Annotated in this window: 5 protein-coding genes; all 5 read right to left on the bottom strand. The window is 58.6% G+C overall.

From position 1 onward, the window contains the following. Positions 1-394 precede the first annotated feature (394 nt). Genes L248_RS10695 through L248_RS10675 form a run of 5 tightly spaced genes read right to left on the bottom strand, consistent with a single transcriptional unit; the run spans position 395 to position 9,394 of the window. Positions 395-4,723 carry a PolC-type DNA polymerase III gene (locus tag L248_RS10695; RefSeq protein ID WP_040536355.1) on the bottom strand — a complete coding sequence of 1,443 codons (4,329 nt, stop codon included), beginning with the start codon at positions 4,721-4,723 and terminating at the stop codon, positions 395-397. A gap of 44 nt (positions 4,724-4,767) precedes the next feature. Further along, the gene (locus L248_RS10690) at positions 4,768-6,492 is read right to left on the bottom strand and encodes a proline--tRNA ligase (RefSeq protein ID WP_040536353.1); all 1,725 of its coding nucleotides are present in this window, start codon (positions 6,490-6,492) and stop codon (positions 4,768-4,770) included. Positions 6,493-6,531: 39 nt separating this feature from the next. Further along, positions 6,532-7,809, bottom strand: coding sequence for an RIP metalloprotease RseP (gene rseP / locus L248_RS10685; protein ID WP_022530234.1), 1,278 nt, complete (start codon positions 7,807-7,809; stop codon positions 6,532-6,534). A gap of 13 nt (positions 7,810-7,822) precedes the next feature. Further along, complete coding sequence (locus L248_RS10680; RefSeq protein ID WP_022530233.1) at positions 7,823-8,638, bottom strand: phosphatidate cytidylyltransferase; 816 nt, start codon at positions 8,636-8,638, stop codon at positions 7,823-7,825. Between the two features lie 18 nt (positions 8,639-8,656). After that, positions 8,657-9,394: an undecaprenyl pyrophosphate synthase gene (locus L248_RS10675; protein ID WP_022530232.1), complete on the bottom strand. Its 738-nt coding sequence runs from the start codon at positions 9,392-9,394 to the stop codon at positions 8,657-8,659. Positions 9,395-9,550: the final 156 nt, after the last annotated feature.

The raw sequence follows: 9,550 nt of genomic DNA, 5'->3' as shown, positions 1-9,550 counted from the left end.
AACAACAATTTCATGGCTGAGCCCCGCCAGCCTCCGGGCCCAAATCGCCTACATCCTGCCCAATCGTAAAGTCTTCCGAACCAGGACACATTTGCCAGGAGTGCCGACCGCACTTTGGATTTGCAAACGGAGTACCTGATGTTCGGGAGAAGGCTGCCATGATTTCCTGACGAGCGAGACACTTCCAGTCTCCGAGAATGTAGGGTGACGGAGGGCTCCGCGGGAGGGGGCTCAGCCGCGAAATTCTTGTTGGCGGCTTTGCCGCCTACAAGAAGGGCGAGCTTTGAGACAAATGCGCTCTTTGCATTTGGCTCAAAGTCGCCCCGCAGCGTTCCAGCCCCCTCCCGCGGAGCCCGGAGTCACCCGGGCCAGCGCGAGACAGCTGACGTCTCCATTAGAACAATGACAGCTGGTTCTCGTCCGGCAGGTCGTTCAGGACACCGTTTTTGTCCAGGTATTCCATGACGGTTTTCGACACACCGCCCCGGGTCGCCATGTCCTCTTTGGACAGGAACGGCTGCTCAGCGCGGGCGGCGACGATGTTCTTCGCCACTTTGACCCCCAGCGTCGGCACCGCGTTGAACGGCGCCAACAAGGTATGGTCGTCGATGATCTGGAACGCCTGGGCTTCGGAACGCTTCACGTCCACCATGTTGATGTGGATGCCCCGTTCCCAGCACTCGTTGGCAATTTCCAGGACCGTCAGCAGCCCCTTCTCCTTGGCTGTCGCATCGTTGCCCTTGTCGTTGATCGTCTGCATCGCTTCCTTGATCGTCTGCTTGCCATGGGTCATGGCGACGAGGTCATAATCATCGGCGCGGACGGAGAAGTAGGCACAGTAATAGGCCAGCGGGTAGTAGACCTTGAACCAGGCGATCCGCAGCGCCATCTCGATGTAGGCGGTGGCGTGGGCCTTGGGGAACATGTACTTGATCTTCAGGCAGGAATCGATGTACCAGGACGGAATGTTCTTGTTCTTGCGCATCTCGTCCTGCCACTCATCGGGAATCCCCCGGCCCTTGCGGACGTGTTCCATGACCTGGAAGGCCAGTTGGGAATCGACGCCCCAGTGAATCAAGTCCATCATGATGTTGTCCCGGCAGCCGATGACGTCCTTCAACTTGACGACGCCCTTCTGGATCAGCTCTTCCGCGTTGCCTAGCCACACATCGGTCCCATGGGACAGACCAGAAATCTGGAGCAGTTCAGCGAAGGTCGTCGGGTGGGTTTCTTCCAGCATACCCCGGACGAAGCGCGTGCCGAATTCGGGCACCCCTAACGTGCCGGTCTTGGATTGGATCTGTTCTTCGGTCACCCCCAGCGGTTCGGTGCTGGAGAAAAGCCCCATGACGCCCTGGTCGTCGAAGGGAATACTCTTCGGGTCGACGCCGGTCAGGTCTTGCAGGGTGCGGATCATCGTCGGGTCATCGTGGCCCAGGATGTCCAGCTTCAAGATGTTGTCGTGGATGGAATGGAAATCAAAGTGGGTCGTCTTCCAGGCGGCGTCGGTATCGTCAGCCGGGTACTGGATGGGCGTGAAGTCGTAGATATCCATGTCGTCCGGCACAACGATGATGCCCGCCGGGTGCTGACCGGTGGTGCGCTTGACCCCGGTGCAGCCGGCGGCCAGGCGGTCGACCTCGGCCCCGCGCAATTTCTGTTCGGTGACTTCTTCGTAGTGCATGACGTAGCCATAGGCGGTCTTGTCAGCCACGGTGCCGATGGTGCCGGCTCGGTACACGAAGTCCTCGCCGAACAGCACCTTGGTGTAGTTGTGGGCAATGGGCTGGTAGTCGCCAGAGAAGTTCAGATCAATATCGGGCACCTTGTCCCCCTTGAAGCCCAGGAAGGTTTCGAAGGGAATATCCTGGCCGTCTTTGACCAGCTCGGCGCCGCACTTTGGGCATTTCTTATTGGGCAAGTCGAACCCGGAACCAATCTCCCCCTTGGTGAAGAATTCGGAGTATTGGCAATTCGGGCAGCGGTAATGCGGTGGTAATGGATTGACCTCGGTGATCCCGGTCATCGTGGCGACCAGTGAGGAGCCCACACTGCCCCGGGAACCAACCAAGTACCCGTCCTTATTGGACTTGTGCACCAACTTCTGGGCGATCAGGTAGATGACCGAGAAGCCGTTGCCGATGATACTCTTCAGTTCTTTATCCAGCCGCGCCTGCACGATCTCCGGTAGCGGATCGCCGTAGAGTTCCCGGGCCTTATCCATGGTCAGCCGGCGAATATCGTCCTCGGCGCCGGGCATGTGGGGCGTGTACAGCTTGTCCTTCACCGGGGTGATGTCGTCATCGACCCAGTCGGCCACCACGTGGGTGTTGTCCACCACGACTTGGTGCGCCGTCTCTTCGCCGAGAAAGGCAAAATCGGCCAGCATTTCATCGGTGGTGCGGAAGTGCAGATCCGGCGTATCCACGTGCCGGTGGGCATTGATCTTCATCGACCGCTGCAAAATCTCGCGGTAGATGGCGTCTTCCGGGTTGAGGAAGTGGACATCGCCCGTGGCGACCACCGGCTTGTTCAGCTCCTGCCCCAGTTTGACCATGTTCTTCAGGAGTTCTTCCAGCTGGTCGTTGCTCTTGATCAGCTCGCTGGCAATCAGCGGCTGGTATGCGGCGTGGGGCTGGACCTCCAGGTAATCATAATAACCGGCCAGAGCCTTCGCATCGGCGTAGCCTTTCTGCATCATCGCCGTGAAGACTTCGCCTTGGGCGCAGCCGCTGCCGACAATGATGCCCTCGCGGTACTTGTTGAGCATGCTGCGGGGGACCCGGGCAACACGGTGGAAGTAATCGGTCAGAGAGAACGAAACGATCTTGAACAGATTCTTCAAGCCCGCCTGGGTCTTGGCGATGAGGATTGCGTGGCTGGGCCGGGCATTGATCCAGGCGTCCTTGCCGCCGACGTGGTCGTTCATCTCGCTCAGGTTGACGGTGCCGAACTTCTCCTGCATCTCCTTGAGCAGCGCGAAATAAAGGTAACCGGTGGCCTCGGAGTCGTCACTGGCCCGGTGGTGCTGGGTCAGTGTAATCTTGTAAGCCCGGGCCAGGGTGTCCAGTGTGTGGCGGCCGCGTTCGGGATGGAGCGTGCGGGACATAATCAGCGTATCCACAATGGGGTTGGGGACATCCGGCCAGCCCAGCCGGTGCCGCGCAACATTGATGAAGCCGATATCGAAGGTGACGTTGTGGCCAACGACGATGGCATCGCCCACGAAGTCGGTGAATTTCTTGATGATTTCCTCTTCGCTGCCGCCGCTTTGGACCATCTCATCGGTGATCGTGGTCAGATTGATGGTGGTGGCACTCAGAGGGAAGCCCGGGTTGATGAACTCGTCGAACTTCGCCAGCACCTTATTGTTCTTCATCTTCACCGCACCGATTTCGATGATCCGGTCGGTGGGGGCAGAAAGGCCGGTGGTTTCAATATCGAAGATAACGTACTCTTCGTCCCCGTGGAGCGCTTCATCCCGCAAGTTGTAGCCAATGGGGGTGGCGTCGTCCACCAAGTTAATCTCGACACCGTAGAGCACTTTGATCTTGTTCTTCAGACCCGCCGTGTGCGCTTCGGGAAAGGCCTGGGCGACGGCGTGGTCGGTGACGGCGATGGCCGGCATACCCCACTGGGCCGCTTGGGTCACATAATCCGTGGGCGAATTGGTGGCATCCATCTGGGACATGGTGGTGTGCAGGTGCAATTCGATGCGTTTGTCCCCCGCGGCCGTATCTTGGCGGGCCGGGTGGTTGATTGTCTGGACGTCATAGCCACTGATGGTCAGTTCCTGGGAATAGCGGTCTTCCTCGACGGGGCCGCGGACCTTGACCCACTGACCGACAGCCACCTGGGCAAACTCCGGATCCGTCCCGTTCTCCCGGGAGAAACACTTCACTTTGAAGGACGAGGTATAATCGGTCACTTCAAAAATCAGCATCTGTTTCCCGGAACGCAAGTCGCGCACTTCGCTGGAGAATATTTTCCCCTGGACGACCAGGGAACGGTCCGGTTCGGTAATATCCGCCATCTGGCGGACCGGGGCATCGGCCGGAATCCCCTTGCCGATGTGGACACCGTCGCCGCTGGGGCCGCCGTTACTGCTGCCCCGGCCGCCATTGGCGGCTTTCTCCTCGGCTTTGGCCAGCGCTTGGGCCGCCAGCGCCTGGTTCTGCTGGGCCTGCTGTTCGCGCATGGCGTCGATTTTTTCCTGGGTCTTCGATTCGTCCACGTAAACGTGGATGTTGAACCGGGGGAAGCCCAGCCGGGCGTACATGTCCTCAATGCCGCTGAGGGCACTCTCGATCACGAATTTCTTCACAACCTCGTTGTCCACGCTAATGGCGATCCGGTCGCCTTGGCGCTGGGGGGCAGCGACTTGGGCCAGGGCCGGCGAGGAGCCGGCACAGGTCTTGACGATGTAGGGCCAATAATCGGCCAGCAGATGGTCGTCGACCTGAGGGTCGGCCACGTCAAACCGCACCGCCACAGAAGCGATGTCGGCGAAGGCCTTGGTCAGATCGGCCAGAAAGACACTGTAGACGGAAAACGGCAGCAGGTGCTGGAGCTTGATCACGAACTCCCACTGCTGCGCAGATTCGTGGACAATGACTTTCTCCACGGCCCCATCGGCAAAACGGTCCCCGCCAGCATCAGCGGAGACCGTAAAGTGGATCTGGTCGAGGAGTTGGGTCAACATTTCTTCAGGTGATAATGCCAAGCGACTCAACCCTTTCTTCTATTCGATTACGGATGCAAAAAACGTTACTCGGCGTGTTCGCCGTCCAGCTTGGCGCGGAGGATCGGCAGCACGTTGCTCAATTCTTCCTTCTTGACTTCGATGTTATCGCCGCTGGCCCGCAGATGGACTTCCACGATGCCGTCGGCGGCCTTCTTGCCCACCGTGATACGGATGGGAATACCGATCAAATCAGCGTCGGCGAACTTGATGCCGGCCCGCTCGTTGCGGTCGTCCAGCAGGACTTCGTAGCCCGCCTTCGTCAGACTGGCGTCGATCTCATTTGCCAATTCGCGCTGGTCATCGTTCTTCATATTAACGGGAACCACATGAATGTCAAATGGCGCGATCGCCTTCGGCCAGATAATACCGTGGTCGTCGTTATGCTGCTCGACGATGGCGGACAATAGCCGCGACACACCGATACCGTAGCTGCCCATGACCACCGGCACGGCCCGGCCGTTCTCGTCCAGGACCGTGGCGTTCATGATCTTCGAGTAGCGGGTACCGAGCTTGAAGATGTGCCCAATCTCGATGCCCCGGGTGAACTTCAGCTTGCCTTCCCCATCCGGAGAAGTCTCCCCTTCTTGGGCGGTGCGGATCTCGGCATAGTCGTCCGGCGTATAATCTCGGCCGACATTGACGTTGGCATAGTGGTACCCTTCTTCATCGGCACCGACATACGCATTGGCCATGGTCTTGATGGTCAGGTCAGCCACGATGCGAATGTCTTTATCGATACCCACCGGCCCGAGGGACCCTTCCGGGGCGTGCAGGTACTGCTGTACCTCGTCATCGCTGGCCAGGCGCAGCTCGTCGGCGTGCAAGAAGTTCTTCAGCTTAATTTCGTTGATTTCGTGGGTCCCTTGGATCAAGGCCAAGACCGGCTTGTCGTCCGCAATGAACAAGAGCGACTTCACGATCTCATCCGGATCGACTTTCAGAAAGGCGGCGACATCCTCCACGGACTTCGCGCCCGGGGTGGCCACTTTTTTCAATTCTTGGGGATCTTCGTGATTCTGCACGGCCGGCAGCTGGCTGCTGGCCATCTCCAGGTTGGCGGCATAATCGCTGCCGTCTGAATAGGCAATGGTATCTTCACCGATGGGCGCAATGGCGGAGAATTCCTTGGAGTCCTGGCCGCCCATCGCGCCGGCATCGCCGATGATCACCCGGTAGTTCAAGTCCACGCGGTTGAAAATATTGATGTAAGCCGACTCCACGTGGTCAAAAATGGTGTCCAAGTCCTTGGTGTCCACCGTGAAGGAATAGGCATCCTGCATGATGAACTCCCGGCCCCGGAGCAGGCCGTTGCGCGGTCGATCCTCATCCCGATACTTGGGCTGAATTTGGTAAAGCAGGAGCGGCAGCTTCTTGTAGGACTTGACGCTGCTGCGGATGATGTCGGTCATCGTCTCTTCGTGGGTCGGGCCCAGCAGCAGCGTACGGTCGTGACGATCCTTGAGCTGGTACAGGTTCGGCCCGTAGGTACTGTAACGGCCGGATTCTTGCCATAGCTCAGCAGGAATCAGCGCCGGCAGGAGCATTTCCACGCCGTCGATTTTGGCCATTTCTTCCCGGATAATGCCTTGGATCTTCTGCAGCACCCGAAACGCCAGGGGCAGATACACATAGACCCCCGCTGCCTCCTGCTTGATCATGCCCGCCCGCAGCATCAGCTGGTGGCTGACGGCTTCGGCATCAGACGGTGTTTCTTTCAGTGTCGGAATTAACATTTTGGATTGACGCACAACAAGACTCTTCCTTTCTTCCCGAATCCCTCACCGGACTCAGTGCGTGAATAACCGTTGAAAATCGTTCCAGGTGACGGCGATCATGAGCAATAGCAGCAGCCCGAAACCGATCAGGGTGATCACGCCTTCTTTTTCTTCAGAAATGGGCTTCCCCCGCACCCCTTCGACGATGTTCAGCAGCAGTTTCCCACCGTCCAGCGCCGGAATCGGCAGCAGGTTCATTAGTCCCAGGTTGACGGATAGGCTGGCCATCATGGTCACCACGGAGAGCCAGCCGAAGCTGGCTGCTTGACTGGAGGCCTGGTAGATGGCCACCGGTCCGCCCAGCTTGTTCAGGCTGAAGCCGCCAGTGAAGAACGACCCCAGGATTTGGAGAATATGGGTAATGATATACCACGTCTCCGTGAAGCCGTACTTAATCTTCGCCCACGTGCCGGTGTCCCGGCCGGCGGTAATCTCCACGCCAATCTGAGCGACTTTCTTCCCGCTGACCGTCTTCTCCGCCGGCGTCACGTGCAGGGTCTTGCGCGTCCCGTTGCGGTCCACCGTAATCGCGATGCGCTTGGTCCCTTGGGCTTGGATCTTTTTAGAAAAGTCCGCAATATCGGTCACGGCCTTGCCATTCACCGCCGTAACGATGTCTTTGGCCTGGAAGCCGGCCGTCGCCGCTGGCGAACCGGCCTGGGTGGCGGCAATCATCGTCTGGTTGGTATTCGGTGCCCCGCCGCTGATGAAGGCGATGAGGATGAAGGTAATGATCCCTAGCAAGAAATTATTCAGCGGACCGCCGAAGTTCGTCAGCATTCGCCGGCCCAGACTGGCGGACTGGAACTGAACGTCCAACGGGGCAATCTGGACCTCGGTGCCGTCTTTCTCGATGACGGTAGCGTCGTGATCCACCGAATAGCGTTTGACGACAGACTCGTCGCCGTTTTCGTACCCTTCGACCCACAACTCTTTCTCCAGGTCGCTCTTCGACACCTGCAAGGGCACCCCGTTGACGTTGGTCACCTTATCACTCGTATTGATTGTGGTGACGACGCCGGCATCGTTCAAAACCAGTGTGGCCATGGTCCCTGGTTCCAGCTCATCTTCATCGTCAGCGGTCCCGGCCATGCGCACGTACCCGCCCAAAGGCAGGATGCGGATGGTGTAGGTCGTCCCGTGGGACCGGTGCCAGAACAGCTTCGGCCCCATGCCGATGGAGAATTCACGGACCAGGATCCCGGCCCGTTTGGCAAAAAAGTAGTGGCCGAATTCGTGGACCAGTACGATGATGCCAAAGACCAGGATGAATGCAATAACGCCCTTCATGGATTCACTCCTTTTAAATCAAGCCGAAGATTTGCACCAGCGGCAGGACGAACAACAATGAATCAAACCGGTCGAGAATACCGCCGTGACCCGGCAAAATCTTACCGGAATCCTTCACGCCAAAGTAACGTTTGTAGGCGGACTCGACCAAGTCGCCGAACTGGCCGACGACCGAGAGGATCAGGATGATGAGAATCATGCGCCACAGGGCGTAGGCTTGCACCTCGGGGAATGCCAGGCAGTACAAGGTGCCGACAATCACCGCACTGACGGTGCCGCCGATGGAGCCTTCCCAGGTCTTGTTCGGCGAAATAGGAGTGAGTTTGTGCTTCCCCAACTTTCTGCCAATCAGGTACGCCCCGGAATCGGTCACCCAGACGATGAGCAGGACGAACAGCAGCTTGACGAAACTGCCCTGGTTCCGGACCAGCACCAGCGCGCCGAAGCCGAAGCCGAGGTAAGCCATGGCCAGTGTCGAAATGGCGATGTCCTCCACGTTGATGCGGTTCTTGCTGGTCACCGTGATCACCAGCATGATCATGAACAGCACCATGAGGAATTCCGTGATATTGAACCAGTGGGACACGTTATTGGGCAGCCACGATTTGAGCCAGCCGTAGAAGCCGGCGGGCAGAATCATCACGACGATGCCCAGGCCGGCGACGATGAAGTCCGGCGAAACCACAATGCGCTTGCGCATCAAGAAAAACTCAGAGAGGCCGATCAGCGCCAAAAGAATGGCCAAGACTTCGATCGCCCAGCCGCCAAAATAAATCGTGGGCAGAAAAATCGCTAACGCCCATATTGCTGTGATTACCCGTTGCCGCATCCCAAAATTCCTCCTACGTTACTTCGTTGTCGTCAGCCCGCCGTAACGGCGCTGGCGGTGCTGATACGTGGCGATGGCCGCTTCCAGATCAGCGCTGGTGAAGTCCGGCCAATGCACCTTGGTGAAAACAAACTCGCTGTAAGCCAGCTGCCACAACAAGAAGTTCGACAGCCGCTCCTCCCCGCTGGTCCGAATCAGCAAATCCGGATCAGCCAGATCGCCCAGCTGAGCGGTAAAGAGCCGGTCGGCTACCATCTGCTCGGTGATCGCCGCCGGCTGCACGGTACCCGCTGCGGCTTCCGCCGCCAGCTGTTGCACCGCTGTGGTGATCTCCCGCCGGGCCCCGTAATTGAAGGCGAAGTTCAAGATCATCCCGGTATTATTCTTGGTCTGGTCCATGGCGTCCAGCGTCACCTGCTTGGTGGCCGCCGGCAGTTCGTCCAGGTAGCCCATCACTTCCACCTTCACGTTCTCGGCCATCAGGTCGGGCATGTAGTGGTTGAAGAACTTCACGGGCAGGCTCATGAGGTAGGACACCTCGTCCGTGGGCCGGCGCCAGTTCTCCGTGGAGAAGGCGTAGACTGTGAGCACCTTGACGCCGAGATGGCTGGCGGCAATGGCGATGCGCTTCACATTATCCATGCCTTCCTTGTGCCCGGCGACCCGGGGCAAGTGCCGCGCCTTCGCCCAGCGGCCGTTGCCGTCCATGATGATGGCGATGTGCTGAGGGAGCGGTGCGTTGTCAGAAATGGCCATAGGTGACCTCCTCGTTCTTGTGGTGAGAAAAGTTAAGTTTAGCGCTATACCCGGGTGACGGAGGGCTCCGCGGGAGGGGGCTGGAACGTGGTGGGCGCGGCTTGAAGCCTTTTAGCAAAAACCGCTAAAAGTCTTCAAGACCGGCCTTGTTGTAGG

The organism is Schleiferilactobacillus shenzhenensis LY-73 (assembly GCF_000469325.1).
In the GTDB taxonomy this organism is placed as follows: domain Bacteria; phylum Bacillota; class Bacilli; order Lactobacillales; family Lactobacillaceae; genus Schleiferilactobacillus; species Schleiferilactobacillus shenzhenensis.
This window is presented reverse-complemented; position numbering and strand designations above follow the sequence as displayed.